Origin of the sequence: Amycolatopsis coloradensis (assembly GCF_037997115.1) — a bacterium.
In the GTDB taxonomy this organism is placed as follows: domain Bacteria; phylum Actinomycetota; class Actinomycetes; order Mycobacteriales; family Pseudonocardiaceae; genus Amycolatopsis; species Amycolatopsis coloradensis_A.
Map to the genome: position 1 here is coordinate 8,987,775 of NZ_CP150484.1, position 25,115 is coordinate 9,012,889.

A 25,115-nucleotide genomic window follows, 5' to 3' on the forward strand; every position below is an offset into this window, starting at 1 on the left:
CGCTCACTTCTTCGCGTACTTGATCGAGGAGGCGATCAGCTCGGTGCGCTCACCGCTGGCGGCGCGGATCGCGGCCCGGCGGGCGTTGATCGGCTCGTCCTGGATCTTGGCGTGCAGCTTCAAAATCGCGTCGAGCAGCATCTCGGGGCGCGGCGGGCAGCCGGGGAGGTACATGTCGACCGGGACGATGTGGTCGACGCCCTGCACCACGGCGTAGTTGTTGAACATCCCGCCGGAGGAGGCGCAGACGCCCATCGCCAGCACCCACTTGGGCTCGGCCATCTGGTCGTAGATCTGGCGGAGCACCGGCGCCATCTTCTGCGTGACGCGGCCGGCGACGATCATCAGATCCGCCTGGCGCGGCGTCGCGCTGAAGCGCTCCATGCCGAAGCGGGCGATGTCGTAGCGGGAACCGCCGACGGTCATCATCTCGATCGCGCAGCAGGCGAGACCGAAGGTGGCGGGCCACATCGAGTTCTTGCGCGCCCAGTTGACCAGGCCCTCAAGGCTGGCGAGCAGGATGCCGTTGGGGAGTTTTTCTTCGAGGCCCATGCTTCTCTAGTTCCAATCCAGGCCGCCGCGACGCCATACGTAGGCGTACGCGAAACCGACCGTCGCGATGAACAGCACGATCTCCACCAGGCCGAACATGCCCAGCGCGTCCGCGGAGACCGCGAACGGGTAGAGGAAGACCATCTCGATGTCGAACAGGATGAACAGCATCGCGGTGATGTAGTACGCGACCGGCATCCGGCCGCCGCCGACGACCGGCTGCGGCGACGGTTCGATACCGCATTCGTAGGCCGCGAGCTTCGCCTTGTTGGCCCGGCTCGGGCCGACGAGCGGGCCGAGCAGCACCGAAAGCACCGCGAACGCGAGAGCGAGGACGAACAAGAGGACCAGGGGGAGGTACATGTCCAGGTTCGGCACCGAGGGGGTGGTCGCCTGGGTCAGCACGGGCAACATCAGCACGGGGTTTTCGCCATCCTTTCCGCGCCGCTGCGGTTTTCGAGTCGGGGTTCACCGCTTCCCTCGGTCGGCACCCTAAGTCACCTGGGTCACACCGCCGAGGGTTAGGCAACCCTTACGGGCCGTGCATGACGGCCCCCTTGCTTGTGAAATAGTTCACAAGCCTCCCGTCGAGGATGTGAAGCGATTCACAAAGCATAGGGCGAGTGTAGGACGTGACTCACATTCTTGTCCCTAGGCCCCGTGCTATAAGGCTGCCCTAACTTGACCGCACGGCCAGTACGGTTACTTCCGGCGTGCGGTACCGATGACCTGCGACGTCGTTCCCAAGATCGGCTTCCGGGGTCCGTTTGACCACATTTGTCCTGTGACCGATACCACTGCCCGGAGTACCCGTGACTGGTCCAGACGTGTGGAGCTGAAGGGGACCTTCCCCGCGTCAGATGCGACGAAAGGGCCCTTCACCGCGTGAGATGCGGTGAAGGGCCCCTTCAGCCCAGCGTCAGCGCGGGGAAGGGGTCGCGCGCGCCAGAGCAGCGATCAGACGGTCGACGCCGTCCCCGCCCTTGGCGTCGTAGCAGCCCGAAAGTCCCTTGTACACCAACGGAAGGATCGAGTTGATCCGCAGCCCGTACTTCGTCGCGGCGTGCATGATCTTCGGCTTCCCGATCAGCTTCGCGAACACGTTGCCGAGCCGGTAGTAGCCGCCCATCAGCTCCGCGACGGCGCGCGGGTAGCCCTCCAGCGCCCGCTCGCGCGAAGGTCCTTCACGCCGCGCCAGCGCCTGCACGACGAACTCCGACGCCAGCTGCGCGGACTCCATCGCGGCCGAGATGCCCTCGCCGTTGAACGGGCTGACCATGCCGCCCGCGTCGCCGAGCAGCAGCAGGCCGTCGCGGTAGTGCGGGGTGCGGTTGAAGCCCATCGGCAGACCGGCGCCGCCGACCTTGCCGATGGCGTTCTCCTCGCGGTAGCCCCATTCCTCGGGCGTCCCGTCGAGCCACTGGCGCAGCAGCGCGCGGTAGTCGGTGCTGCGGAACGCGGCCGACGTCGACAACATGCCGAGGCCGACGTTGACCGTGCCGTCGCCCAGCGGGAACGCCCAGCCGTAGCCGGGCAGCAGCTTGGGGTCGCGCGGGTCCGAGCGGTCCCACAGCTCCAGGTGGCCTTCGATGAACGGATCGTCGTGGCGCGGGCTCTTGTAGTACTGCCGCACCGCCACGCCCATCGGGCGCTTCTCGTTCTTCTGGATGCCGACGCTCAGCGCGAGCCGCGCCGAGACACCGTCGCAGGCCAGTACCAGCGGAGCGCGGTAGCTCACCGGCGTCTTCTCCGGGCCGACCTTCGCCTCGACGCCGATCACGCGGCCGGTCGGGCTGGTGATGGCACCGGTGACGGTGGTGCGCTCGTAGAGCCGCGCGCCCGCCTTGACCGCGGTCTTCGCGAGCAGGTCGTCGAAGTCCTGACGGGTCCGCGAAACGCCGTACGGCGGGTAGCTGGTCAGGTCCGGCCAGTCGAGCTCCAGCGTGAGCTCGCCGGTGAGGATCCGCAGGCCGCGGCTGTGCACCCAGCCCGCGTCCTCGCTCGTGTCGATCCCCAGGTCGATGAGCTGCTTGACGCCACGCGGGGTCAGGCCGTCGCCGCACACCTTCTCGCGCGGGAACTCGGTCTTCTCCAGCAGCAGCACGTCGACGCCCGCGCGGGCGAGGTACGTGGCGGCGGTGGAGCCGGCCGGTCCGGCACCGACGACGATGACCTCGGCGTCGTGGTCAGGATTGCGACGTGTCATGACCGCGAGTTTATGCGGGCTTTTTGGCGCGGTGGATGGCGACGACGCCGAACGTGAGGTTCAGCCACTCCACCTCGGTCCACCCGGCGCTCGCGATGATCTCCCCGAGTGTCCGCTGATCCGGCCACGCCAGCATGGATTCGGCCAGGTAGGAGTAGGCCTCGGGGTTCGACGAGGTCCTGGCGCCGACCCACGTCAGCAGCTTCGCGATGAACTTCCGGTGCAGGAACCGGATCGGCGGGAATGTGGGCGTCGACACCTCGCAGATCACCAGACGGCCGCCCGGTTTGACCACGCGCGCGATCTCGGTGAGCGCGGCCTTGGTGTCGACGAAGTTCCGCAGCGCGAGCGAGATGGTCACCGCGTCGAAGCTGTCGTCGGCGAACGGCAGCTTCATCGCGTCCGCGGCCACCATCGGGACGCCGCGGTGCTTGCCCGCCTTGAGCATGCCGACCGAGAAGTCCGCCGCGAGACACCACGCGCCGTTGCGCGCGTACTCGACGGTGGACACGCCGGTGCCCGCCGCGAGGTCCAGCACCTTCTCGCCGCGTTTGGCGTCCAGCACCCGGCCGGTGATGGTGCGCCAGCGGCGGTCGAAGCCGAAGGTCATGAACGAATTCGCGCGGTCGTAGCCGTCCGCGACGTCGTCGAACATGGCGGCGACTTCGTGCGGATCCTTGTCAAGACTCGCTCGGGACATACTTCAATCTAAACAGCCAGGCGCAGCCTGTCAGCTGAGGGCGGTGGTGGGGCGGGGTCTGGGCTAACCCCGAGGTCCTGAGACACGTCGGCCAAGCGGGAGCAAAGCGGCGCCCCGTAGGTTCACCTGGCCCGGTGAAGCAACGCCGGGGCACGGTGCGCACCGGCCCCCGCGACCTCGCCGGCGAGGATCCTCCGCTCCAGCAACCGCAGTTCCGGCCCGGGTTCGAGGCCGAGCTGATCGACCGAGACCCGGCGCGCACGCCGGTACGCCGCCAGCGCGTCGGACGTGCGCCCGGCTCGCCAAAGAGCGTCCATCAGGAGGTACTGGGCACGCTGCCGCAACGGATTCCGCCGCACCAGATCCGCCAGCTCGACGGCCGCGCTCGCGTGCCGCCCGAGGTCCAGTTCGGCCTGGTAGAGCTCTTCGAGCAGGACCAGCCGGTGCTCCGAGAGGCGCATCGTCTCGTCCGAAAGCAGCGGGACGTCGAGGCCTTCGTAAGGCGCGCCATGCCAGTGCGTGAGGGCCTGCCGGATCAGCGAGGCGCGCTGCGCGGGGTCGGCGGACTTGAGCGCTTGACCCGCCAGCGTCTCGAAGGTCTCGACGTCGAGTTCGCCGGGGTGGACCTCCAGCCGGTAGCCGCCGTTGTCGAAGCCGAGCCGGTCGCCTTCGGGCAGGGCCTGCCGCAGCTTGTGGACGTGCCAGTGCAGCTTCGGCACCGCTCGCGGCTCCCACTTGCTCTCCCACAGGGCCTCGGTGAGCACGTTCACCGGCACGAAGGTGTTCGCCCGGACCAGCAGTACGCCGAGGAGCGTTCTCCTCATCCGGCCGTGCAGCGGGACCGACCGCGATCCGGAAGAGATGCTGAACGTGCCCAGTACTTCGAACCTCACGTGCCGTCCTCTCGCTCGATGGCGTGAGGGGACGATGAATGCCGGTTGTACAAAAGAGATACAAAGTGATCACTTGAGTGCGGAGAGCATTCCCTGCACCGATCTCGGCCAGGCGAATTCCTCCGCGCGAGCCCGGGCCGCCGCACGCCTCGCGTCCTCGGGACGCTCCAGCAGACCCGTGACGGCGCCCGCGAAGGCCGGGGCCCGATCGTCGACGGCCTCGCCGCAACCGGGCCGCACGATCTCCCGCAGCGCCGACGACGCCGAGACCACCACCGGCGTCCCCGAAGCGAGCGCCTCCAGCGCGGCCAGCCCGAACGTCTCGTGTGGACCGGGCGCGAGGGAAACGTCGGCGCTGGCCAGCAGCCGCGCGACGTCGCCGCGTCCGGTCAGGAAACCGAGGAAGGTCACCGGCAGCCCGCGCGCCCGCCGCTCCAGCGCACGCCGCCGAGGGCCCTCACCGGCGATCACCAGCCGCACGCGGTGCCCCGCCTCGGTCAGCTCGGCGATGGTGTCCACGCTGCGCTCGACATGCTTCTCCGGCGACAGGCGTCCACAGTGGACGAGCAGGGCGTCGGCGTTCCCGGTCAGCGTGTGCCGCCAGCCGTCGTCGCGCCGGGCCGGGGTGAACGTCGTGAGGTCGACGCCGAGCGGAACCCGGCGCACGTTCGGCGCGGCGATCCGGTCGAACTCCGCGCGGGCGAACGCCGTCGTGCAGACGACCGTGTCGTAGTGCCGCGCCATCCGCCGGTTCGCGACGTCCGCGACGCGCCGCGCGACGGGTTCCGGCATCAGGAACTGCTCCAGCAGCCTGTCCAGCCGCTCGTGCGAGATCACCATGCTGGGCACGCCGTTGCGCCGCGCCCACACGCCCATGCCGCGCAGGGTCAGCCTGTCGGACACTTCCAGCCGGTCCGGTTCCAGGCGTTTCAGCACCGCGCGCACCCGGTGCGGATCGACCGCGCGATAGCCGCCGGTGCCCGGGATCTGCGGTGCGGGAAGGGAAAACCGGCGGACTCCCGAGGGCAGTGTCTCGTCCGCGTAGCGCCGCCCCGGCACCACGAGAGTCACTTGATGACCGCTCGCCACGTAACCGGCACCGAGGTGATGCAGCGCCGTCCGCAGCCCGCCCGAGCGTGGCCCGTAGAAGTTGGCCAGCTGGACTATATGCATTCCAGTCCGCCTCGTGCCCGGTTCCTTCCCAGCCGGTACATCGTCAGGCCGCGCGTGCGATCTTGCCCTGGACGGCCTCGTAGTGGCCGACCAGTTCATGGCAGACGGCGGGCCAGGTCCGGCCCAGCACGACCTTGCGCGCCTTCTCCCCCAGCCTTGCTCGCAACGCTTCGTCGCGCAGGTCGTTCACCTTGTCCACCAGCGCCGTCGCGAACCCGGCCCGGTCGGCGGGCAGCAGGTACCCCGTGCGGCCGGGCAGGACCAGATCCTTCGGCCCGCCCGCGTTCGGCGCCAGCACCGGCAGCCCGGACGCCATCGCTTCCTGGATGGCCTGGCAGAACGTCTCGTGCGGTCCTGTGTGGACGAACACGTCGAGGCTCGCGTACGCGGCGGAAAGCTCCTTGCCGTACCGGGCGCCGAGGAACGCCGCACCCGGGATCCGCTCGCGCAGCATCGGCAACTCCGGCCCGTCACCGACGACGACCACGCGGATGCCGTCGACCCCGGCGAGCGCGGTCAGCCGCTCGACCTCCTTCTCCGGCGCGAGCCTGCCGACGAAACCGACCAGCAGTTCGCCGTTCGGCGCCAGCTCGGCCCGCAACGCGAGGTCGGCGTGGACCGGCGAGAACCGCTCGATGTCGACGCCACGCGCCCAGCGGTGCACCCGCGGGATCCCGTGCAGTTTCAGCTGCTCCACCGAGTCCGTCGACGGCGCGAGCGTGCGGTCGGCCCGCGAGTGCAGGCGGCGCACCCAGCGCCAGGCCGCGCGGGCGGCGATGCCGAAGCCGTACGCGGCGGCGAACCCGGCGATGTCGGTCTGGTACACCGCGACACACGGCACCCGCAGCCGCCTGGCCGCGGCGAGCCCGCGGGCGCCGACCACGAACGGTGACGCCAGATGCACCACGTCCGGGCCGAAATCGGCCAGCGCGGTGAGCACCGTCCTGGTCGGCACGCCGATCGGGAGGGAGTTCACGCCGGGGAAGTCGAGGGCGGGGATGCGCACGACCGGGGCGCCGAGGTACTCCACGGGACCCGGCCCCGGGGCGATGATCAGCACGTCGTGCGCGCGGTCGCGGAGGTGTTCCACGACGCGGAGCACGGAGTTGGTCACGCCGTTCACCTGGGGCAGGAAACTTTCGGTGACTATCGCGACTCGCACGCGGATCACTGTCGCATCCGGTTGTGACGCCCACGCCAACAAAAACGGAACAGACGACATGTCATCTCAAGGTCGTGTTCCGTAAACCAGGCTCGGCCACACTAGTCAGGCATGACCCTCCTGTCGTCAAGGCCGCCTCAGCCCGTCGAGCCAGGGCTGGTGTCGAGGGCCCTCGAAGTGGCCGGGCGGCTGGCCAACGACGCGACCGACGTGATCACCGCGACCGCGGGCCGGGGCGCCCAACCCGATCCGAAGGACTCGCCCTTCGACTGGGTCACCGACACCGACCGGATTCTCGAACGCCACACCCGGCGCGTGCTGACCGCGGAATTCCCCGGCGTCCCCGTCGTCGGCGGTGAATTCGGTGCCGACCACGGGGCCGACGTCGCGGAATACCGCTGGGTGGTCGACCCGGTCGACGGCACCGCGAACTACGTCGCCGGTGTCCCCTGGTGCGCGTACAGCCTCGCCCTGATCGACGCTTCGGGTCCGGTGGTGGGCGTGGTCGCGGACCCGTACCGCGCCCAGATCTACGCCGCCGCGCGCGGCCGCGGCGCGCGGGCGAACGGCAAGCCGATCACGCTCACCGACCGGTGCGGGACCGCCGGGGCGATCGTCTGCACGGAGCTCACGCGCAAGGGTGTCTGGCCGGGGATGGGCCAGTTCATCGAACGGGCCGCCGCCGCGCACGCCGGGGTCCGGGTGCTCGGCTCGGCGGCGCTGGCGATCGCCCAGGTCGCGCTGGGGCACGCGGCCGCGGCGGTGCTGCACAGCTACCGCGAATGGGACGTCGCCGGATCGGTCGCGCTGGCCATCGAGGCGGGTGCCGTGGTCCTGGACCGGCACGGGGAAGGCGCGGCCCTGCCCGTCGACGCGCTCCTGGTCGCGGCGCCGGGGGTGGCCGACGAGGTCTTGGGCTGGTGGCAGGAGTCGGTCGGCTGAGTTCGCCGCCCAATCACGCGAGTTCGCCGATTCCGCACAGCAAGCTCGCGCGACTGGGCACGCAACTCACGTGATTGAAGGCGGGACTCGCGTGATCAGGCGGACGACACGCGTGTCTGGATGGACGACTCGCGTGATCAGGCGGACGACTCGGCCCGTGACCGGACGTTCTGCCGCCGGATCCACCACAGCAGCGGGCCGGCGATCAGCCAGGTGAAGAAGATCATGCTGCCCAGCGGCAGCAGCGTGTTCGACGCCGAGCGTCCGGCCACCCGCGCGAGTTCCGGGTCGCCGACGTCGTACTCGATGTTCACGAGCTGCCCGGCGGCGAGCCCGGCCGGGTAGAGCACACCGTTGGCCGGGCTGTGCATGATGCCGTCGGGGGTCGCGTAGTTGATGATCGTGCGGTCGAAGGCCACCGACTCGACCTGCGCCGTCGCCTGCCCGAGCTGCGCTTCGATCGCGCTGTCGTTGCGGATGGCGGCGAACAGCAGTGAGACGCCGAGCACGGTGACGAGTGAGGCGACAACGAGGGTGGCATACCACCCGATGCGCCTCACCCGCTCCGCTTTGGCCGTCACGCCGCGAGCGTAGCGCTACCCGTCAGTGGGCGTGTCGCTCGGCGAGGAATTCATGGGTCGCCTTGATCTGCGCGTAGGACTTCGGTGCGACAGGCGCCACAGCGGCCCGGAGAGCCTGCGTGCCGTTGGGGCTCGCCGCGGGCTTGCCCTTGGTGTACAGCCACGTCTGGAACAGGTCGTACAGCGGCTTGCCCGAGATCTTCTCCGCCAGCGCGATGAACTCCGGGATCACCGCGGACTTGGCCTTCTTCACCTGCTGCCAGGTCTGCAGGATCCGGAAGAACGTGTCGTCACCCACAGCCTTGCGCAACGCGTGCACCGCGAGCGCGCCGCGGTCGTAGACGGCCGCGTCGAACTGGTTGTCCGCGCCCGGGTCGGCGGGCAGGACCTGCCAGAACGGGTCCTCGGCGGGCACCGAGTCGTAGATGTACTGGGCGAGTTCGTCGGCGGTGCCCTCGCCGGTCTCCTCCGACCACAGGAACTCGCCGTAAGAGGCGAAACCCTCGTTCAGCCAGATCTCACTCCACTTGCCGAGCGTGACGCTGTCGCCGAACCATTGGTGCGCCTGCTCGTGCGCCACGATCGAGGTGTTGGAGCCGGACCGGAAGGCCCTGGCGCCGTAGACCGGCCGTGTCTGGTTCTCCAGCGCGAAGGTGATGCCGGTGGTGACGACGCCGCCCTGCGCCTCGAACGGGTAGGGCCCGAACTTCGAAGCGAGGAATTCGGTGATCTCCGGCGTCCGCTCGATGCTGGCCTTGGCCGCGCCGAGCGATTCGCCGAGGTCTGCGCCATAGGCGGTGATGAACGGCTTGCCGTCCGGCGTGGTCTGCTCGTTCACCTCGAACTTGCCGACCTCCAGCGACGTGAGGTACGTCGCCTGCGGTTTGGTGCTGCGCCAGTTCCAGCGCGTCCAGCCCGGCCTCTGCACCGTCTTGCGCACGAGCGTGCCGTTCGACAGCGCGGCGACGTCGTTCGGGACCTCGACCGAGACGTCGTAGGTGGCCAGGTCGGTCGGGTGGTCGTTGGACGGGAACCACCAGGCCGCGCTCTGCGGTTCGTCGACGGCCAGCGCGCCGTCCGGGGTCTTCTTCCAGGCGGTGAAGCCGTCGATCTTCACCTTCGACGGCGTGTCCGCGTAGGCGACGACGACCGTCGCCGTCTGGCCTTTCTTCAGCGGCGAGGCCGGCGTGACGGTCAGCTCACCGGTGCCGTCGGTCGATGTCGCGAACTTCGCGGGCCGGTTGCCGACCCGGACGCTCGACACCTTCAGCCCGAAGTCGAGGTTGAACGCCGAGAGGTCCTGCGTCGCGGTGAGCAGGATCGTCGTGGCGCCGGACAGCAGGTCGGTGGACGGCTGGTAGGTCAGCCGGAGGTCGTAGTGAGCGACGTCGTAGCCGCCGTTCCCGGCGTGCGGGTAGTACGGGTCGCCGATACCGATCGAGCCGGGCGCGGGCGCGGCCGCCGCGGTGCCCGCGAGCAGCACCGAGACGACGCCCGCGGTCAATCCGGCGAAGCCGGCGCGAGTCTTCGAGCGCATTGCGAATCCTCCCAGGATTTGTCAGCGCGCTCGAACGTAGCCAGACGATCAACGCGGAGACACGTCCGAAGGAGGGGTTCCTAGCCCCTGGACTGAGATCAAAATCAGCTAGACAGCGCGTACGGCCGACGAAACCGCCGTACGGAGGCGCGCGTGCAGGTCACGGTGGCGCGTTCGGTCCACGCGGACCTCCACCACCCGCAGCCCCGGCGCGGGCTTGAGCGCCGCGCGGAACTCGGTGAGCGTCTCGGCGACGACGTGCGGCACGCGGTAACCGGCGCACAGGGCACCGAGGTCGGCGCCGTGCGGCGTGCCGAAGACCCGCTCGAAGCTGGCGTTGTGCTCGGGCGCGCCCTGCTCCAGCAGGGAGAAGATGCCGCCGCCGTCGTCGTTGAGCACCACGATCGTCAGGTCGGGGCGCTGTTCGGCGGGCCCGGTCAGCAGGCCGCTCGCGTCGTGCAGGAACGTCAGGTCGCCGAGCAGGGCGTACGAATGTCCCCTGTGGACGGTCGCGGCGCCGATCGCGGTCGACACCATGCCGTCGATCCCGGCGACGCCGCGGTTGCGGTGCACGAGGACGTCGGGCCGCAGCCGTCCGGCGAGGGCGACGTCACGGGTCGGGTTGGACGAGCCCACGACCAGCAGCGACCCCTCCGGGACCGCGTCGACCAGCTCGGTCGCCAGGCGCAGCCCGCTCGGCCACGGTTCGTCGGCCAGTGCTTCGGTCACCGCCGCCGACGCCGCCTTGTCCGCGCGCTGCCAGCCGGCGAGCCACTCCGGATCGGCCGGTTTGGTCGGCTCGTCGAACCACTGGCCGACCTGGCGGACGTTGTGCGCGGGCGCGGGCCAGTCCGAATCGGGCCGGACCAGCAGCACCTCGACGTCCGGATCGGACAGCACCCGCTGGACCTGCCGGAACACCGTCGGGCGCCCGATGCACAGGACCTGTTCGGGCTTGTGCCGCGAGATGAACTCCTCGACGCCGAGCAACCAAGCGCCCGACGAGATCGCCGTCGCGCCCGCCATCCCGATGCCGCCCGTCTCGGAGACGACCGGCCAGCCGTGCAGTTCGGCCCATTCGCTGGCCGCCTGCACGCCGGTGTCGCACGCGATGACCAGGCCGTGGCGGGCCGAGGGCACCACGAACGAGGGAAGCGCGCCGAAGTCGGGAAGCTCCGTCCAGCGAGCGCCGTCGGGGCGCCCTTCGAGTGACTCGTACCACTCGCCGTCATCATCGATATCGGGCACGAGCGGCTCCCGGAACGGGATGTTCAGGTGCACCGGCCCGCAGCGCCATTCGCCGTAAGCGGCGTTCCAGGCGCGGCAGATCTGGCCGCGCCAGTACGAGTTCTGCCCGGCGCGGCGTTCGGCGACGGCGAGCTCGTCGAAGTAGCGGACGGCGTTGCCGTAGAGCTGGTGCTGGTCGATGACCTGGCTCGCGCCGGCGGCCCGCATCTCGGGCGGCCGGTCGGCGGTCAGCACGATCAGCGGGACACCGGCGCGGTCGGCCTCCAGCACGGCGGGGTGGAAGTTCGCGGCCGCGGTGCCCGACGTGCACAGCACGGCCACGGGGCGGCCGGTGCGCGCGGCGATGCCGAGGGCGAGGAAGGCGGCGCCACGTTCGTCGATGCGGACGTGCAGCTGGAGCCGTCCGGCGGCCGCCGCGTCGTACAGCGCGATCGACAGCGGGGCGTTGCGTGAGCCCGGGCAGAGGACGACGTGCGAGACGGTGTTGCGGACGAGTTCGTCGACGATGACCCTGGCCTGCGCGGTGGAAGGATTCACCGGCAGACCTCGGGTTTCACACTACGACTCACGGCCACACGTCCTATTCTCCCAAACGTGGATGACGCCCAGGTTTCCGAGCTGTTCGACCCCGCCTTGTGGACCGAGGTCGAAGGTTTCGACTTCACCGACATCACCTATCACCGCTCCTCTGAGAGCCGCTCAGGCAAACGTGTCGTACGTGTCGCGTTCGACCGTCCCGAGGTCCGCAACGCCTTCCGCCCGCACACCGTCGACGAGCTGTACCGCGCGCTCGACCACGCGCGGATGAGCTCGGACGTCGGCTGCGTCCTGCTCACCGGCAACGGCCCCTCGCCGAAGGACGGCGGCTGGGCGTTTTGTTCCGGTGGTGACCAGCGTATTCGCGGACGCTCCGGGTATCAGTACGCGGATGGGGAGACCTCCGACACGATCGATCCGGCCAGGGCTGGAAGGCTGCACATTCTCGAGGTCCAGCGGCTGATCAGGTTCATGCCGAAGGTGGTCATCGCGGTCGTCCCGGGCTGGGCCGCCGGCGGCGGGCACTCGCTGCACGTCGTGTGCGACCTCACGCTCGCCTCTGCCGAGCACGCGCGGTTCAAGCAGACCGACGCCGACGTCGGCTCCTTCGACGGCGGCTACGGCTCGGCGTACCTGGCCAAGCAGGTCGGGCAGAAGTTCGCGCGGGAGATCTTCTTCCTCGGCCGCGAGTACACCGCCGAGCAGATGCAGGCGATGGGCGCGGTCAACTCCGCCGTCCCGCACGCGAAGCTCGAGGCCGAGGCGCTGGACTGGGCGTGGGCGATCAACGGCAAGTCGCCGACGGCGCAGCGGATGCTGAAGTACGCGTTCAACCTCACCGACGACGGTCTGGTCGGCCAGCAGCTCTTCGCCGGCGAAACCACTCGACTGGCGTACATGCAGGACGAGGCCGTCGAAGGGCGCGACTCCTTCCTGGAGAAGCGTTCCCCCGACTGGTCGGCCTTCCCGTACTACTACTGACCCCTCGCATTTCGTCCTCTGAATGCGGTAGTCGCGTGCGCAACGATCGCATTCAGAGGACGAAAAGCGGGACGTAGGGTGGCGGGATGCGTGCGGTAGGGGTGGACGGGAGTCCAGGGTCGGTCGACGAGCTGATCTCGGCACTGGCCGAGGCGCTCGACGGCGGCCAGGCCGTCCTTCCCTACACGTCCGAGGTCCTGCGGGACGCGATGGAGCCGACGCACCCGGCCGAGCCCGGAACGGCGGTGATCATCGCCACCTCCGGCTCCACCGGTGAGCCGAAGGGTGTGCTGCTGTCGGCGTCGGCGCTCACCGCGTCGGCGCACGCCACCCATGCGCGGCTCGGCGGACCGGGCCACTGGTTGCTCGCGACCCCGGCGCACTACATCGGCGGGCTCCAGGTGCTGGTGCGTTCACTGCTGGCCGGGACGACGCCGTCCGTGCTGCACGCGTCCGGTTTCCGGCCGGACGACTTCGCGGAAGCCGCCGCGCCGCTGCTGTCCCTGGACAGCCCGCGCTACACCGCACTCGTGCCGACCCAGCTCGGGCGGCTGCTCGACGCGGGCGGCCCCGGTCTGGCGGCGGCCCGCGCCTTCGACGCGATCATCGTCGGCGCCGCAGCGACGACAGCGGATCTGCGCGAGCGCGCCGCCGAAGCGGGCGTGAAGATCGTGCCCGCGTACGGCATGAGCGAGACCGCGAGCGGCTGCGTCTACGACGGCGTACCGCTGGACGGAGTACGCGTCGAACTCGAGGACGAGCGGGTCTGTATCACGGGTGACGTTCTCGCGCACGGCTACCGGCTGCGACCCGACCTGACCGCGGAGGCGTTCGAGGACGGCCGGTTCCGCACTTCCGACCGCGGCCGGTGGTCGGCCGGCGGGCGGTTGGAGATCCTCGGCCGGATCGACGACATGATCAACACCGGCGGGGTGAAGGTGGCCGCCGCGACCGTCGAGCGGATCCTGACCGCGCAGCCCGGGATCCGGGACGCGTGCGTGGTCGGGGTACCTGACCCGGAGTGGGGCGAAGCCGTCGTCGCGCTCGTCGTCGGCACTGGTTGCGACGTCGATTCGCTGCGTGCCGCGTGCCGTGAAGAGGCCGGCGCGGCCGCCGCTCCGAAGCGGGTCGAATTCGCCGAAGAGCTGCCGTTGCGAGGCCCCGGCAAGGTCGACAGGACGGCCGTCAGGAATCTCCTACGAAGGTCGTGAATTCCCCACCGATTACTGGGACGTTGTTGACACGATCATTACCCGCGGGTTTACGTCTATGTATGACGCGCTGGACACGCACCGTATTGGCCTGCACCGCCGTCACGATGGGACTGGTCGCTTTGGCCGGGCCCGCGCTGGCGGACGAACCGGAGACCGCCGTTCCGAACAGCGGCACCCTTACCTGGACCCTGGAAGACGTGATCGACGACCTCAAGTAGCGCGACTCGTCACCTGCTCGCGATGCCTCGAGCAGGTGACGAGCCCCGCATACCGGCCGGTAGTGGCCAGGGCCAGAATGGCGGCATGGCGACTGCTGGTGAATGGATCGAAGGGGCGCGCCCGCGGACGCTGCCCAACGCGGTGGCGCCGGTGGTCGCCGGAGTCGGCGCGGCGATCGCGCTCGACGGCTTCTCTTGGGTCCGCTCGATTCTCGCGCTGCTCGTCTCGCTGGCGCTGATCGTCGGCGTCAACTACGCCAACGACTACTCCGACGGCATCCGCGGCACCGACGAGAACCGCGTCGGCCCGCTGCGGCTGGTCGGCTCCGGAGTCGCGAAGCCGAAGGCCGTCCTGGCGGCCGCTCTCGTGGCCCTCGGGCTCGCCGGAGTCCTCGGACTCGTGCTGGTCGCGATCAGCGGGCTGTGGTGGCTGCTGGCGATGGGCGCGGTCTGCATCCTCGGCGCCTGGTTCTACACCGGCGGCAAGAAGCCTTACGGCTACTACGGTTTCGGCGAGATCGCGGTCTTCGTCTTCTTCGGGCTGGCCGGGGTTCTGGGCACCGTGTACGTCCAAGCCGGACAGCTCAGCTGGACCGCCCTCGGCTGCGCGGTCGCCGTCGGCTCGTTCTCGACCGGCGTGCTGACCGCCAACAACCTCCGCGACATTCCGACCGACATCGAGTCCGGCAAGCGCACGCTCGCCACCAGGCTCGGCGACGACGGCACCCGGCGCCTTTACCTGACGCTGGTCGCCATCCCGTACGTCGTGAGTGTGCTGCTCGCCTTCGTGACGCCGTGGGCGCTGCTGGGTCTGTTGACCGCGCCGCTGCTGCTGAAGTCGGTCAAGGCCGTCGGCGGCGGGGCGCGGGGACGGGCGCTGATCCCGGCGCTGCGGGACACCGGGTTCGCGATGCTGGGGTGGGCGGTGCTGACCGCGGCCGCGCTCGCGCTGTGAGCTGAAAGGGCCCTTGACGCTCTTGTGGATGTTGCGCTTCGCGATGCGCTGGCCGATCTTNCCGGTCATGCCGAGGACGCCGAGGTACGCGGTGATCGGCGCGGCCTCGGGGTCGACCTTCACCGCATGCCATGCGGTGAAGGGCCCTTTCGTGGCGTCCAATGCGGGGAAAGTCCCCTTCAGCTCTCCGGGGCGAGCTTCCCGCTCACCAGGAATTCCCGGTACTTCTCCAGGTAAGGCGCGATGTCGATGTTCTTCTGCGCCAGCCACGCGTCGTCGTAGTACGTGTTGGCGTACCGCTCCCCGCCGTCGCACAGCAGCGTGACGATACTGCCCGCCTGGCCTTCCGAGACCATCCGCGAGATCAGCGTGAAGGCGCCGAAGAGGTTCGTCCCGGTCGAGCCGCCCGCCCAGTGCCCGGTCCGCTCGCGCAGCACGCGGATGGCCGCCAGCGAAGCGGCGTCCGGCACCTGGAACATCTCGTCGATCACGCCGGGCACGAACGACGGCTCGACGCGCGGCCGCCCGATTCCCTCGATCCGCGAAGGCATGCCGGTGCTGTAGTCGAGCGCCCCGGTCTGCCAGGCGCCGAAGAACGACGAGTTCTCCGGGTCGACGACGGCGATCTTCGTGGTGTGCCGCTTGTAGCGCACGTAGCGGCCGAAGGTCGCGCTCGTGCCACCGGTCCCGGCGCCGACGACGATCCACGTCGGCACAGGGTGCCGCTCGGACTGCATCTGCGCGTACACCGACTCGGCGATGTTGTTGTTCCCGCGCCAGTCCGTCGCGCGCTCCGCGTAGGTGAACTGGTCTAGGTAGTGGCCGTTGCACTCCGAAGCGAGCCGTTCGGCCTCCGGGTACATGTCCGGCGCGCGGTCGACGTAGTGGCATTCGCCGCCGTAGAACTCGATGAGCGCGATCTTCTCCGGCGAGGTGCTGCGCGGCACCACGGTGATGAACCGCAGCCCGAGCATCCGCGCGAAATACGCCTCCGAAACCGCCGTCGAGCCGCTGGACGCCTCGACGAGCACGGTGTCCGGCCCGATCTGACCGTTCACCAGGCCGTACAGGAACAGCGAACGCGCGAGCCGGTGCTTGAGCGAGCCGGTCGGGTGGACGGACTCGTCCTTCAGGTACAGGTCCACGCCCCATTCCGGGGGCAGCGGGAAGACGTGGAGGTGCGTGTCGGCGCTGCGGTTCGCGTCGGCCTCGATGATGCGGACGGCTTCGCGGACCCAGCTGCGGCTGTGCAGGAGGCTCACGCCGCGCCGTCCACCCGGTCGCCGCGGAGCTGCGAGCGCAGTTCGGCACGGGCGCGAGCGCGCTTTTCGTTGCGGCGGGCGAGCCCGGCGGTCACGCGCGCGTTCAGCGGGCGGAACAGCAGCAGGCCCAGCGGCAGCCCGACGACCAGGCCGATCAGCAACGCGACCAGCAGCGGGACATTGACCAGCAGCAAGCCGCCTGCGATGACCCCGACCAGGAGAAACCTGGCCAGCACGTACAGCGTCAGGTCACGGGGCAGGTGATTATCGCTCACACCAACGCAGGCTACGCGTTGCCGTTGCGGCCGTCGTCCAGGCCCGCGTTGTTGGGCCGTCCTTCGAAGCGGGTGGAGAGCACGACGGTGGTGTTCGTGCGGCCGACACCGGGGATCCGCCGCAGCCTGCCGAGGGTCCGCTCCAGATCGTCGACGGTCGCCACCCGCACTTTGACGACGAAGGCTTCGTCGCCCGCGACGGCGTAGCAGCTTTCGACCTCGTCCAGTGCCCCGAGCGCCTCCGCGACGTCGTCCTCGGTCGCGGTGTCGGTGGGGTGGATGCCGACCAGCGCCGTCACCCCGAGTCCGACCGTGCTCGGGTCGACCATGGCGTGGTAGCCGGTGATCACGCCGGCGGCCTCGAGTTTGCCGACCCGTTCGTGCACTGATGAAGCCGAGAGCCCGACAGACCGGCCGAGGTCGGCGTAGGTAGCCCGCCCGTTCTCCCGTAATGCCGCGATGATCTTCCGATCCACCTGGTCCACCGCTACACCTTAGGTGCCACGGCCCGATTCGCGTGATCAGGGCGCGTTTTCGTACATCCGTGACAAGACCGCGGGGCCGGAAAGCGCATGTCGTGGTTGTCGGTTTTGACCTTTAAGGGCTCTTTACTGTTGGACAACCGTTCGAGTACCTGACGGGTGAGATGCAACGATTGCCGTGTTGGCTACCCGGCACGACGGGCACAGGGCCCGCCTCCGGTTTAGCACTGGAACCGTGAAGGAGGCGGAAAATGACCGCGACCATGGGCGGCAGGTTGCTCACCCCCGGCGAAGTGGCGGCTCTGTTCCGGGTCGACCCCAAGACCGTGACCCGCTGGGCGACCGCGGGCCGCATCGGCTCGATCCGCACCCCCGGCGGGCACCGCCGGTTCCGCGAGGCCGAGGTGAACGAACTCCTCGCCGAGCTCACCACCGACGCCAGCGAGCCCGCTCGCAAGCTCTGAGCAGGCGTTTCCCGCAAAAAGGACTCCAGTGACGAAGGGCTCGTAACCGCCCTTCGTCACATTGGGGTATCCATGAGTCCCCCCGCGCGCGGCAAAGGGGCTAGCCTCGTGGGACTGAGCAACGTCCTCCACGCGGAAAGGGACCGAGCATGATCTATTTGCTCGCGGCCATCGGAGCGCTCACCGTCGCCGTGGTGTTGTGGCGCGCGTTCGGGATCGAGCGTGTCGGGGTGCCCTCGTCGCGACCGACGCTGGCCCCGGACGACGACCCCGACTTCCTGCGCAAGCTCGGTGAGCAGCAGCGCAAAGGTAAAGACGAGGACAAAGAATAAGGACTAGGGCTGGATCTGCTGGTACTGCTGGCCACCAAAGCCGTCGGCGACGGTGGCGGCCAGTTCCAGCAACGCCAGCCGGGTGTCCGCGTCGAGCCGGTCCAGCTCGATCTCGGCGCCCTCTTCCAGATGCGGGTCGAACGGGATCCGGCACACCGAACGGACGCGCGCGCCGAAGTGCGCGGAGAGCTTGTCGAGATCGACGGAGCCACCCTTCGGCCGCACCGAGTTGATCACCGCGACAGAGCGTTTGACCAGGTCACCGTAGCCGTGCGCTTCCAGCCAGTCGAGTGTGGCCGACGCACTGCGCGCCCCGTCGACGGAGCCTGAAGAGACCACCACCAGCGCGTCCGCGACGTCCAAAACGCCCTTCATCGCCGAGTGCATCAAACCGGTCCCGCAGTCGGTGAGCACGATGTTGTAGAAGTGCTCCAGCAGGTTGACCGTGCGCCGGTAGTCGTCCTCGGAGAAAGCCTCCGAAACCGCCGGGTCCTGCTCGCTGGCGAGGATCTCCAGCCTGCTCCCACCCTGCGAGGTGTACGAACGGACGTCGCTGTACCTGGTGATCTTGTCCGCGTCCCGCAGCAGGTGCCGCACGGTCGCGGTGGTCTCGATCGGGATCTTCTGCGACAGCGTCCCGCGGTCCGGGTTCGCGTCGACGGCGACGACCCGGTCACCGCGCAGCGAAGCGAACGTCGAGCCCAGCGTGGTCGTCGTGGTGGTCTTGCCGACGCCGCCCTTGAGGCTCAGCATCGCGATCTTGTAGCACCCGCGCAGCGGCTGGTTGATCTGCGCGATCAGCTCGCGCTTGCGCGTGTCCTTGGGGCTCTCGCCCGGGTTGACGAGCTTGCCGGTGCCCACGTAGATGGCCTTGCGCCAGCCCGACTGCGGCTTGCGCTTCTGCGGCTTCACCAGGCTCGCGGTGGCGAGCTCGTCCGGGAGCGCGTGCCTGCCCTGCGGCTGCGGAAGCCCCGGCACCGCCTGTTGCTGCGGCGGCTGCGCGTACTGCTGCTGCGGCGGGTACTGGGCGGCAGGCTGCGGCGGGGCCTGCTGGGGCTGCTGAGGGTGCAGCGGGGGCAGGTTCTGGTCGTAGGGCTGCTGATACTGCCCTTGCGACGGCTGCGGCAGCGGTGGCTGCTGCTGCGGGTACTGGGCCTGCTGCGGCGGGTACTGCGGCTGGACGACCTGGGTCGGCTCGGCCTCGAAGCCGCTCGCCGTCGGGTGCGGCGCCGAATCCGTCCGGTCCTCGGAGAACAACTCCGAGGGCTGGACGCTCTCGGTGGGTTCGGGGTGGCCAGGAGCCGATTCTTCGCTGGGTCCGGTCACCGCTGAATTCCTCCTCCGCGCACGTCTTCCCCCATTACCTCAGTATTGACGGTAGTCGGCACGCGCGCAGGGGCGGCGGTCAGCCCCCGGCGTAGGAGTGCAGGCCCGACGTCACCAGGTTCACGAAGAACATGTTGAAGATCGTCGCGGAGAACCCGACGATGTTGATGATCGCGGCCCGCTTCCCGCGCCAGCCCGCGGTGGCACGGGAGTGGAGGTACGCCGCGTAGACGACCCACGCCACGAAGGCGACGGTCTCCTTGGGGTCCCAGCCCCAGAACCGGCCCCACGCCGCCTCGGCCCACACCGCGCCGCAGAGCACGCCGAAGGTGAAGATCGGGAAGGCGAAGATGGTGGTGCGGTAGGCGATGCGGTCGAGCACGTCCGCGGCGGGCAGCTTCGGGCCGAACTTGGCGAACTTCGCCGGGTTGTCGTCGTGCGCGGCGCGGAAAAGGTAAAGGACGCTCGCGACACCCGGCACCAGGAAGACACCCGAGCCGATGATCGCCGCGGAGACGTGGATGATCAGCCAGTACGACTGGAGCGCGGGCTGCACCGGCGCGGCCGTCGTGTACAGCATGGTGCCGTTGACGAACATCAGGATCACGACCGGCAGCAGCAGGAAGCCGGTGAGGTGGCGGACCGGGAACTTCCGCATGATGACGAGCCAGGTCACGACGGCGATGAAGGTCGTGGCCATGCCGTATTCGTAGAGGTTGCCCCACGGCGCGCGGTGCACGGCGAACCCGCGCAGCACGATCGCGGCCAGGTGCAGCAGCGCGGCCAGCACCAGCAGCGCGGCGCCCATGCGGCCGATGCGCTCGGGACGGCCGATCTCGCGCGGGGGCTCGACGGGCGTCCCGTAGGCGGGCGCGGTCACGGAGGGACCGCCGGCGCCGACCAGCTCGCGGGCCTTCTGCTTGCTGCGTTCCGCCGCGAGCCTGCCCTTCGCGCCGAAGCCCTGCTCGATGAGGGCGAACATCAGCGCGAGGACGTAGATCGCCGCCGCGGTGGTGTAGGAGTAGTCGCTGTACTGGGACAGCGTCTCGTTGATCGGCATGACCTCTAGTTGCCTCTCTGCCCCTGGACCAGCTTGTCGCTGATCCGCTGGAACTCTTCGCCGTAGCCCGCCTGATCGGTGCGCGCCAGCCCGGCGACCTCGATCACGGTACCCGTCTCACCTTCGCGCGCCGGGGTCACCCGCACCCACACCCGGCGCCGTTTGACCAGCAACGATCCCGCCAGCCCGATCAGCATCGCGACCGCGCAGACCAGCACCCAGCCCTGCGCCGGATCGTGCGAGACCTGGATGGCGACCCATTCCTGGACGCCGTCGAAGCGGACTTTCGTGCCGTCGTCCAGCACGGTCTCCTGGCCCTGGTCCAGGTTCTGCCGGGTGAGCTTCTTGAGCCTGCCGTCCGCGACGAGCGACTGGTCGATCTGGAAGATCGACTGCCCGCGGCCGGCGTCGAGGCCGAGGTCGCCGCGGTAGATGTCGACGGCCACGGCAGGCTTGTTCGCCTCGGGACGCGACGACGTGAGCACGTTGCCGTGCAGGAACGCGGTCGGCGCGAGCAGTCCGGTGATCGCGAGCTGACGGGTGCGGCGTTCGATCGGGTCGGCGATCCCCGGCTGGTCGATCTTCGTCGCGCCTTCGGAGAGCTTCGTCGGCTCGTCGGCGGGACGCCACGGAGTGATGTTGGTGCGCACAGTGCCGTCGGGGAACGTCACGGTGAACTTCGGGGAGTAGCCGAAGTTCAGCAGGTAGACGCGGTCGCCCGCGGTGCGCAGCGGCGAGTTGACCTCGAGCCCGTACGGCTTCCACGCGCCGGTCTTCAGATCCTCGCCGGACTGGTACTCCATGTTGGAGTGGTAGTAGTTCGCCTGCCCGTTCTCGGTGTAGCGCGCCTCGAAGTCCTTGAGGCGAATGCAGAACGCGTTGAGGTCGGTGCCGTCGACGCGCAGCCCGGCGTTGAAGGTGTCGTAGCCGAGGATCCCGGAGTTGCACCACGGGCTGCCGTCGGCCTGGACGATGACCTGGCCTTCGTAGCCGAACATCTTCCCCAGCGCGAAGAAGATGATCAGGCCGAGCATGCCGAAGTGGAAGACGAGGTTGCCGGTCTCGCGGAGGTACCCGCGTTCGGCGGAGATGCTCCGGCTTCCGTCGGCCTCTTCGCGCTCGACGCGGCGCCAGCCTTTAAGCAGCGTGTGCGTGTCCGTCATGACCGTTTCGGGGGTCCGGTCGGTCGTGGTGGACACGTGATGCGGCATCCGCGAGAGCTTGCGCGGCGTGAGCACCGGCTTCGCGCGCATCGCCTTCGCGTACTCGAAGCTGCGCGGCGCGAGGCAGCCGATGAGCGAGACCATCAGCAGGATGTAGATCGCCGAGAACCAGACGCTGCCGTAGACCTCGAAGAACTGTGTGCGGTCGAGCAGTTCGCCCCACCAGCCGTGCGCGGCGATGTACTCGTCGGTCTTGGCGACGTTGAGGTTCCGTTGCGGCAGCAGGGCGCCGGGCATCGCGGCGAGCGCGAGCAGGAACAGCAGCACCAGCGCGGTGCGCATCGACGTCAGACCGCGCCAGGTGTTGCGCAGGAAGCCGAGGACGCGCTTCAGCGGCGTCTGATGGTATTCGGTGGTGGTCACAAGGGCAGCCTGATGTCGTTCACGAGGGTGTTCCGGATCCAGCCGGTCAGGTCGCCCCAAAGCCCGGTCACCAGCAGGACGCCGACGACCAGCAGCAGGGCGCCGCCGAAGACCTGCACCTGACGGCCGTGGCGGCGCAGCCAGTCGGTGGCGCGGACGGCCCAGCGGGCGCCGAACGCGATGAGCAGGAACGGGACACCGAGGCCGAGGCAGTAGACCAGGATCAGCACGTACCCGCGCGCCGCCGCCCCGCCGGTGGCGCCGGCCATCGACATCACCGCGGACAGCGTCGGCCCGATGCACGGCGTCCAGCCGAGACCGAACACCGCGCCGAGGACCGGCGCGCCCCACAGTCCGCCGCGCGGCACGTGGTGCGAGCGGAACTCGCGCTGCAGGCCGGGGATCCAGCCGAGGAAGACCAGCGCCATCGCGATGGTCAGCACGCCGCCGAGGCGCTGGAGAAGGTCCATGTTGAGCTGGACGACGTCGGCGATCCACACCAGCGTTCCCAGCGTCACCACGAAGACGACGGTGAACCCGAGCACGAACAGCGCCGCCGCGCCGACGACGGCGTAGCGGCCCTTCTTGCGCTCCTCGTCGGGGCTGACCGCGGGGGCGTCCGCGCCGACCAGCGCCGCCAGGTACGCGAGATACCCGGGCACCAGCGGCACGACGCACGGCGACGCGAAGGAGATCGTCCCGGCCAGCAGCGCCACACCCGCCGCGAGCAGCAGCGGCCCTGAGAGCGCCAGCTCGGTAACACCGTTCACGCAAAGGAGCGTAGGCAGTGTGGTCGAAGTGAAAACGCCGGGGCTGGCCCAACGGGACCTACGTCGCACCCGGTCAGGACCTTGGTCCCGGTGGGCGGATCGCGTTTAGCGGGCTAAACGCGATCCGGGCGTGGGTCAGGCGGGTTCGGCGGCCAGGCGCTGGACGACGGGCAGCAGATCCGACGCCAGCAGTTCCCGCAGGAACACCGCGGCGACACGGTGCTGTTTGTCCAGCACGATCGTCGACGGGATGATGTTGCGCGGATAACCCGAAAGCTGCAGCAGCGTCCGCCCCGACGGGTCGTAGATCGACGGGTACGTCAGTTTCCGGTCCCGCATGAAGTCCTGCGGCGGCTTCCGGTCGTTGTCGCGCAGATCGATGCCGATCACCTCGACGCCGGACGCCTTGGTCTGGTCGTAGACCTTCTGCATCTCCGGCGCCTCGACGCGGCACGGCCCGCACCACTGGCCCCACAGGTTCAGCACGATGACCTTGCCGGGGAAGTCCGCGATCGAGAGCTGCTTGCCCTCGTTCATCAGGTCGTCGCCGGACAGCGTCGGCGACGGCTGGCGGTCCGCGACGTCGTAGGTGATGTCGACCTTCCCGCCCGGCGACACGAAGTTGAAGCTGCCGCCGGTGACGACGGCGTCCTTGCCGGTGGTGCAGCCGGTGACGACGAGCGCCAGCCCGACGACGGCCGCCACGAGTCGCTTCATGCGCCGGTCACCTTCGGGTCGGTCGTGCCGGCGGGCTCGCTGTAGACGATCCGCACGAGCTCCTCGCCCTCGAAGACCAGGCTGGTCAGCGACGCGAGCGAGCACTGCCGGTTGCGCGGGTCGTGCCAGAGCCGCTTCGCCTCCAGGAACCGCCGCACGGTCCAGATCGGGAGCTGGTGCGAGACGCACAGCGCCTCGTGGCCCTCGGCCGCCCGCCGCGCGCGGTGGATGGCGCCGAGCATGCGGTGCGCGATCTCGACGTACGGCTCGCCCCAGGACGGCCGGAACGGGTTGACCAGCTTCGGCCAGTGCTTCGGCTGGCGAAGGGCGCCATCGCCGACGGCGACGCGCTCGCCCTCGAACTGGTTGTCCGCCTCGATGAGCCGATCGTCGGTGTCGACGTCGAGGCGGTGCGCGGCGGCGATCGGCGCCGCGGTCTCCTGCGCGCGCTGAAGCGGCGAAGCGACGACGTAGGTGATGTCGTGCTTCGCGACGGCTTCGGCGACCGTCAGCGCCTGACGTTGTCCGCGGTCGGAGAGCTTGAAGCCGGGCAGACGGCCGTACAGGATCTTGTCCGGGTTGTGCACCTCACCGTGGCGGAGCAGGTGCACGATCGTCGTCTCGCTCACGCCTGGACCGCCTCGGCGGCGGCGCGGGCGGCGACGCGCAACGCGGAGGAGATGATCTCGAACTCGGCGTCGCCCATGGCCGCGTTGACGAACCACGCCTCGTACGCGCTCGGCGGCGCGTACACGCCGTTGTCCAGCAGCGCGTGGAAGAACGCCGGGAACCGCCAGGTCTCCGAGGCCTGCGCGCCCGGGTAGTTCGTCACCGGGTTCTCGCTGAAGAACACGCTGACCAGGTTGCCCGCGTACTGCACGGTGTGCGTGACACCCGCCTCGGTCAGCGACCGGTCGAACAGGTCGCCGAGCCGCTTCGCGTTCGCGTCGAGGGCCGCGTACACGGCGTCGTCGGCCGCGCGCAGCGTCGCGAGCCCGGCGGCGACGGCGACGGGGTTCCCCGACAGCGTCCCCGCCTGGTACACCGGCCCGCCCGGGGCCAGCTTCGCCATCACGTCGGCGCGGCCGCCGAAGGCCGCGGCGGGCAGCCCACCCGACATCACCTTGCCGAAGGTGTACAGGTCACCGGCGACGCCTTCGAGGCCGAACCAGCCCGCCTTCGAGACGCGGAACCCGGTCATCACCTCGTCCATGATCAGCAGCGCGCCGTGCTCGTGCGCGATCTCCTTGAGACCGGCGTTGAAACCGTCGGCCGGGGCGACGGCGCCCATGTTTCCCGCGGCGGCTTCGGTGATGATCGCGGCGATCGAGTCCGGGTTGTCCACAAAGGACTTTCGGACCGCGTCAAGGTCGTTGTAGGGCAAGACGATCGTGTCGGCCGCCTGCGCGCCGGTGACACCGGGCGAGGTCGGGAGGCCGAGGGTCGCGACGCCGGAGCCCGCTTCGGCAAGCAACGCGTCGACGTGACCGTGGTAGCAGCCCGCGAACTTGATGATCTTCGCCCGGCCGGTGAACCCCCTGGCCAGCCGGATCGCGCTCATCGTCGCCTCGGTGCCGGAGTTGACCAGGCGCACCTGCTCCACCGGCTCGACACGGCCGATGATCTCTTCGGCGAGTTCGACCTCGCCACGCGTCGGGGTGCCGAAGGACAGCCCGTCGACAGCGGCTTCACGCGCGGCGGAGACGACGTCCGGATGCGCGTGCCCGAGGATCATCGGGCCCCACGAGGAGACCAGATCGACGTAGCGGTTGCCGTCGGCGTCCCAGAGGTACGGGCCCTCGCCGCGCACCATGAACCGCGGGGTGCCGCCGACGGAGTTGAAGGCCCGCACCGGGGAGTTCACTCCGCCCGGGACCACGGCCTTCGCTCGTTCGAACCATGCCTTGGACTGATCGACTCCGGTAGTCACGTCCCCAGTCTC

General features: G+C 69.5%; 27 protein-coding genes. 7 read left to right on the top strand and 20 right to left on the bottom strand.

What is annotated here, in order from left to right; genetic code table 11:
* Window positions 1-3 precede the first annotated feature (3 nt).
* The 7 genes from LCL61_RS42160 to LCL61_RS42190 all read right to left on the bottom strand — a co-directional run bounded on the left by LCL61_RS42160 (window position 4) and on the right by LCL61_RS42190 (window position 6,686).
* Window positions 4-552, bottom strand: a complete 549-nt coding sequence (locus LCL61_RS42160; RefSeq protein WP_005151847.1) for a NuoB/complex I 20 kDa subunit family protein — start codon at window positions 550-552, stop codon at window positions 4-6.
* Between the two features lie 6 nt (window positions 553-558).
* Window positions 559-966, bottom strand: coding sequence for an NADH-quinone oxidoreductase subunit A (locus LCL61_RS42165; protein WP_340688815.1), 408 nt, complete (start codon window positions 964-966; stop codon window positions 559-561).
* A gap of 505 nt (window positions 967-1,471) precedes the next feature.
* Window positions 1,472-2,758, bottom strand: a complete 1,287-nt coding sequence (locus LCL61_RS42170) for a geranylgeranyl reductase family protein (RefSeq protein WP_340684868.1) — start codon at window positions 2,756-2,758, stop codon at window positions 1,472-1,474.
* 10 nt (window positions 2,759-2,768) lie between these two features.
* Entirely contained in the window at window positions 2,769-3,458 is a 690-nt protein-coding gene (locus tag LCL61_RS42175; RefSeq protein ID WP_340684869.1) for a demethylmenaquinone methyltransferase, read from the bottom strand.
* Window positions 3,459-3,580: 122 nt separating this feature from the next.
* Window positions 3,581-4,351 carry an AfsR/SARP family transcriptional regulator gene (locus tag LCL61_RS42180; RefSeq protein ID WP_340684870.1) on the bottom strand — a complete coding sequence of 257 codons (771 nt, stop codon included), beginning with the start codon at window positions 4,349-4,351 and terminating at the stop codon, window positions 3,581-3,583.
* 69 nt (window positions 4,352-4,420) lie between these two features.
* Window positions 4,421-5,524 (bottom strand): glycosyltransferase family 1 protein, encoded by a 1,104-nt coding sequence (locus LCL61_RS42185; RefSeq protein ID WP_340684871.1) that lies wholly within the window; start codon window positions 5,522-5,524, stop codon window positions 4,421-4,423.
* Window positions 5,525-5,567: 43 nt separating this feature from the next.
* Entirely contained in the window at window positions 5,568-6,686 is a 1,119-nt protein-coding gene (locus tag LCL61_RS42190) for a glycosyltransferase family 1 protein (RefSeq protein WP_340684872.1), read from the bottom strand.
* Between the two features lie 111 nt (window positions 6,687-6,797).
* Here LCL61_RS42190 and LCL61_RS42195 point away from each other — a divergent pair, with 111 nt between their 5' ends.
* Complete coding sequence (locus LCL61_RS42195) at window positions 6,798-7,628, top strand: inositol monophosphatase (protein WP_340684873.1); 831 nt, start codon at window positions 6,798-6,800, stop codon at window positions 7,626-7,628.
* A gap of 137 nt (window positions 7,629-7,765) precedes the next feature.
* On the opposite strand, the gene LCL61_RS42200 is transcribed toward LCL61_RS42195, so the two are convergent.
* The 3 genes from LCL61_RS42200 to menD form a co-directional block, all read right to left on the bottom strand.
* The gene (locus LCL61_RS42200; protein ID WP_340684874.1) at window positions 7,766-8,209 is read right to left on the bottom strand and encodes a DUF3592 domain-containing protein; all 444 of its coding nucleotides are present in this window, start codon (window positions 8,207-8,209) and stop codon (window positions 7,766-7,768) included.
* Window positions 8,210-8,231: 22 nt separating this feature from the next.
* Window positions 8,232-9,746, bottom strand: coding sequence for a M1 family metallopeptidase (locus LCL61_RS42205; RefSeq protein ID WP_340684875.1), 1,515 nt, complete (start codon window positions 9,744-9,746; stop codon window positions 8,232-8,234).
* 108 nt (window positions 9,747-9,854) lie between these two features.
* Window positions 9,855-11,531, bottom strand: coding sequence for a 2-succinyl-5-enolpyruvyl-6-hydroxy-3-cyclohexene-1-carboxylic-acid synthase (gene menD / locus LCL61_RS42210; RefSeq protein ID WP_340684876.1), 1,677 nt, complete (start codon window positions 11,529-11,531; stop codon window positions 9,855-9,857).
* 57 nt (window positions 11,532-11,588) lie between these two features.
* On the opposite strand from menD, the gene LCL61_RS42215 reads away from it, so the two are divergent.
* From LCL61_RS42215 to LCL61_RS42230, 4 genes are all read left to right on the top strand, one after another.
* Complete coding sequence (locus LCL61_RS42215) at window positions 11,589-12,512, top strand: 1,4-dihydroxy-2-naphthoyl-CoA synthase (RefSeq protein WP_007030899.1); 924 nt, start codon at window positions 11,589-11,591, stop codon at window positions 12,510-12,512.
* Between the two features lie 86 nt (window positions 12,513-12,598).
* Window positions 12,599-13,723 carry an o-succinylbenzoate--CoA ligase gene (gene menE / locus LCL61_RS42220; protein WP_340684877.1) on the top strand — a complete coding sequence of 375 codons (1,125 nt, stop codon included), beginning with the start codon at window positions 12,599-12,601 and terminating at the stop codon, window positions 13,721-13,723.
* A gap of 62 nt (window positions 13,724-13,785) precedes the next feature.
* A complete protein-coding gene (locus tag LCL61_RS42225; protein ID WP_340684878.1) occupies window positions 13,786-13,944 on the top strand; it encodes a hypothetical protein in 159 nt (52 codons plus the stop codon).
* Window positions 13,945-14,029: 85 nt separating this feature from the next.
* Entirely contained in the window at window positions 14,030-14,899 is an 870-nt protein-coding gene (locus tag LCL61_RS42230) for a 1,4-dihydroxy-2-naphthoate polyprenyltransferase (protein WP_340684879.1), read from the top strand.
* Window positions 14,900-15,078: 179 nt separating this feature from the next.
* Here LCL61_RS42230 and LCL61_RS42235 read toward each other — a convergent pair whose 3' ends face one another.
* Genes LCL61_RS42235 through LCL61_RS42245 form a run of 3 tightly spaced genes read right to left on the bottom strand, consistent with a single transcriptional unit; the run spans window position 15,079 to window position 16,921 of the window.
* Window positions 15,079-16,161 carry a PLP-dependent cysteine synthase family protein gene (locus LCL61_RS42235; RefSeq protein WP_340684880.1) on the bottom strand — a complete coding sequence of 361 codons (1,083 nt, stop codon included), beginning with the start codon at window positions 16,159-16,161 and terminating at the stop codon, window positions 15,079-15,081.
* Complete coding sequence (locus tag LCL61_RS42240; RefSeq protein WP_007030895.1) at window positions 16,158-16,436, bottom strand: DUF4229 domain-containing protein; 279 nt, start codon at window positions 16,434-16,436, stop codon at window positions 16,158-16,160. The genes LCL61_RS42235 and LCL61_RS42240 overlap by 4 nt, the downstream gene beginning before the upstream one ends.
* Window positions 16,437-16,447: 11 nt before the next feature.
* Complete coding sequence (locus LCL61_RS42245) at window positions 16,448-16,921, bottom strand: Lrp/AsnC family transcriptional regulator (protein WP_192747725.1); 474 nt, start codon at window positions 16,919-16,921, stop codon at window positions 16,448-16,450.
* A 248-nt stretch (window positions 16,922-17,169) separates the two neighbouring features.
* Between LCL61_RS42245 and LCL61_RS42250 the strand changes: the two genes are divergently transcribed.
* Both LCL61_RS42250 and LCL61_RS42255 read left to right on the top strand, forming a co-directional pair.
* Window positions 17,170-17,382 (top strand): BldC family transcriptional regulator, encoded by a 213-nt coding sequence (locus LCL61_RS42250; RefSeq protein ID WP_340684881.1) that lies wholly within the window; start codon window positions 17,170-17,172, stop codon window positions 17,380-17,382.
* A gap of 149 nt (window positions 17,383-17,531) precedes the next feature.
* On the top strand, window positions 17,532-17,714 hold the full coding sequence (locus LCL61_RS42255; RefSeq protein WP_005151794.1) for a hypothetical protein: 183 nt from the start codon (window positions 17,532-17,534) through the stop codon (window positions 17,712-17,714).
* Between the two features lie 3 nt (window positions 17,715-17,717).
* Here LCL61_RS42255 and LCL61_RS42260 read toward each other — a convergent pair whose 3' ends face one another.
* From LCL61_RS42260 to hemL, 7 genes are all read right to left on the bottom strand, one after another.
* Complete coding sequence (locus tag LCL61_RS42260) at window positions 17,718-19,040, bottom strand: MinD/ParA family protein (RefSeq protein WP_340684882.1); 1,323 nt, start codon at window positions 19,038-19,040, stop codon at window positions 17,718-17,720.
* 79 nt (window positions 19,041-19,119) lie between these two features.
* Complete coding sequence (gene ccsB / locus LCL61_RS42265; RefSeq protein ID WP_340684883.1) at window positions 19,120-20,100, bottom strand: c-type cytochrome biogenesis protein CcsB; 981 nt, start codon at window positions 20,098-20,100, stop codon at window positions 19,120-19,122.
* Window positions 20,101-20,105: 5 nt separating this feature from the next.
* Window positions 20,106-21,686, bottom strand: coding sequence for a cytochrome c biogenesis protein ResB (resB, locus tag LCL61_RS42270; RefSeq protein ID WP_425341971.1), 1,581 nt, complete (start codon window positions 21,684-21,686; stop codon window positions 20,106-20,108).
* Window positions 21,683-22,456, bottom strand: a complete 774-nt coding sequence (locus LCL61_RS42275; RefSeq protein WP_340684884.1) for a cytochrome c biogenesis CcdA family protein — start codon at window positions 22,454-22,456, stop codon at window positions 21,683-21,685. The genes resB and LCL61_RS42275 overlap by 4 nt, the downstream gene beginning before the upstream one ends.
* Window positions 22,457-22,591: 135 nt before the next feature.
* Window positions 22,592-23,173, bottom strand: a complete 582-nt coding sequence (locus LCL61_RS42280; RefSeq protein WP_257489365.1) for a TlpA family protein disulfide reductase — start codon at window positions 23,171-23,173, stop codon at window positions 22,592-22,594.
* Window positions 23,170-23,802 (bottom strand): histidine phosphatase family protein, encoded by a 633-nt coding sequence (locus LCL61_RS42285; RefSeq protein ID WP_340684885.1) that lies wholly within the window; start codon window positions 23,800-23,802, stop codon window positions 23,170-23,172. Before LCL61_RS42285 ends, LCL61_RS42280 begins: the two co-directional genes overlap by 4 nt.
* Entirely contained in the window at window positions 23,799-25,103 is a 1,305-nt protein-coding gene (gene hemL, locus LCL61_RS42290; RefSeq protein ID WP_340684886.1) for a glutamate-1-semialdehyde 2,1-aminomutase, read from the bottom strand. The genes LCL61_RS42285 and hemL overlap by 4 nt, the downstream gene beginning before the upstream one ends.
* Between the last annotated feature and the right edge of the window lie 12 nt (window positions 25,104-25,115).

What these genes read in the sequence shown, in the direction of transcription:
- LCL61_RS42160 (WP_005151847.1), bottom strand. Translation starts at nt 552, where the DNA reads ATGGGCCTCGAAGAAAAACTCCCCAACGGCATCCTGCTCGCCAGCCTT.
- LCL61_RS42165 (WP_340688815.1), bottom strand. Translation starts at nt 966, where the DNA reads ATGTTGCCCGTGCTGACCCAGGCGACCACCCCCTCGGTGCCGAACCTG.
- LCL61_RS42170 (WP_340684868.1), bottom strand. Translation starts at nt 2,758, where the DNA reads ATGACACGTCGCAATCCTGACCACGACGCCGAGGTCATCGTCGTCGGT.
- LCL61_RS42175 (WP_340684869.1), bottom strand. Translation starts at nt 3,458, where the DNA reads ATGTCCCGAGCGAGTCTTGACAAGGATCCGCACGAAGTCGCCGCCATG.
- LCL61_RS42185 (WP_340684871.1), bottom strand. Translation starts at nt 5,524, where the DNA reads ATGCATATAGTCCAGCTGGCCAACTTCTACGGGCCACGCTCGGGCGGG.
- LCL61_RS42195 (WP_340684873.1), top strand. Translation starts at nt 6,798, where the DNA reads ATGACCCTCCTGTCGTCAAGGCCGCCTCAGCCCGTCGAGCCAGGGCTG.
- LCL61_RS42205 (WP_340684875.1), bottom strand. Translation starts at nt 9,746, where the DNA reads ATGCGCTCGAAGACTCGCGCCGGCTTCGCCGGATTGACCGCGGGCGTC.
- menE (WP_340684877.1), top strand. Translation starts at nt 12,599, where the DNA reads ATGCGTGCGGTAGGGGTGGACGGGAGTCCAGGGTCGGTCGACGAGCTG.
- LCL61_RS42225 (WP_340684878.1), top strand. Translation starts at nt 13,786, where the DNA reads ATGACGCGCTGGACACGCACCGTATTGGCCTGCACCGCCGTCACGATG.
- LCL61_RS42230 (WP_340684879.1), top strand. Translation starts at nt 14,030, where the DNA reads ATGGCGACTGCTGGTGAATGGATCGAAGGGGCGCGCCCGCGGACGCTG.
- LCL61_RS42250 (WP_340684881.1), top strand. Translation starts at nt 17,170, where the DNA reads ATGACCGCGACCATGGGCGGCAGGTTGCTCACCCCCGGCGAAGTGGCG.
- LCL61_RS42255 (WP_005151794.1), top strand. Translation starts at nt 17,532, where the DNA reads ATGATCTATTTGCTCGCGGCCATCGGAGCGCTCACCGTCGCCGTGGTG.
- ccsB (WP_340684883.1), bottom strand. Translation starts at nt 20,100, where the DNA reads ATGCCGATCAACGAGACGCTGTCCCAGTACAGCGACTACTCCTACACC.
- LCL61_RS42280 (WP_257489365.1), bottom strand. Translation starts at nt 23,173, where the DNA reads ATGAAGCGACTCGTGGCGGCCGTCGTCGGGCTGGCGCTCGTCGTCACC.